General features: G+C 43.3%; 2 protein-coding genes. Both read left to right on the plus strand.

Annotated features, from left to right (window positions below; genetic code table 11):
• A partial coding sequence (locus ABD76_RS22745; RefSeq protein ID WP_197257801.1) for an IS630 family transposase occupies window positions 1–359 on the plus strand: 359 nt, incomplete at its 5' end.
• A 342-nt stretch (window positions 360–701) separates the two neighbouring features.
• Window positions 702–997 (plus strand): transposase (locus tag ABD76_RS22750; RefSeq protein ID WP_197259195.1); only part of this gene is annotated, 296 nt, incomplete at its 3' end.

Here is a 997-nt window from a genome sequence, read left to right on the forward strand (position 1 = left end):
CAGCAGAAACGTTTCTCAAATTCTTGAACAAAGTACTTGAAGCATACCCTTCAGGAACCATTACCATGATTCTGGATAATGCCAGAATCCATCACGCCAAGCTACTCGAGCCGTTTCTGAAAGAAAACAAGCGACTGACCTTTGTCTTTCTTCCGCCGTACAGTCCGCAACTGAATATTGTGGAAGGACTCTGGAAGTGGCTCAAAGCGGATGTCGTGAATAACGTCTTCTACCACACTGTAGCTGAGATACGGAAGAATGTCTGCTCTTTCATGAATGCTGTGATGAAAGAACCTCAAGCAATCATCGACCGTCTCTGTGTGCGGATGGAGTCTGATATAGTAGTGGATATTCTTTAGTTCAACTTATATAGTAACAACTAGTAGCAGCTATTAACGACTAATAACGACTTTTAACAATTAGTAATAAATGGCAATAAATAGTAATAACTAGAAATAAACTGGTAGCAACCTAGTTAAGAACCTCGTAGCAACCTCGTATGGATCTAAGCAAGTCGCAAACTAAAGTAATTCGCAGATTGTAAAAATGCAACAAGCTCTATGTATCGTATGACCCTATGTCAAGTCGCTAAATAGAGCCCGCTTTTATTAGAAGTCTGGTGAAAAAGTCCGCTTAAACAGGTCTTTCCCACGGTTTTGTCGAATTTGTACTGTAACAAATAATCGAGAGAGTGATTGAACATGAAAGCCTATAAGTCATCGGCTGTCCAGCCTCAGATGTTTCAATTCGTGGATATGGATGAACTCGTGCCGAAAAAGCACATCCTGCGTCAAATCAACGAGGCGCTTGATTTATCCATCGTCTATGATTGGGTAGCGCCGCTATATACGGAACGCACCGGTCGCCCGGCGGCTGACCCGGAGCGAATGGTTCGACTGATGCTGCTTTCGTATTTGTTCAACCACTCCGAACGGGAATTGTATCAACTGCTGCCCATGCATGCGGGCTATTTGTGGTTTTGCGGACTGGATTTCGA

This window comes from Paenibacillus dendritiformis (genome assembly GCF_015845845.1).
GTDB classification, from domain to species: Bacteria; Bacillota; Bacilli; order Paenibacillales; family Paenibacillaceae; genus Paenibacillus_B; species Paenibacillus_B dendritiformis_C.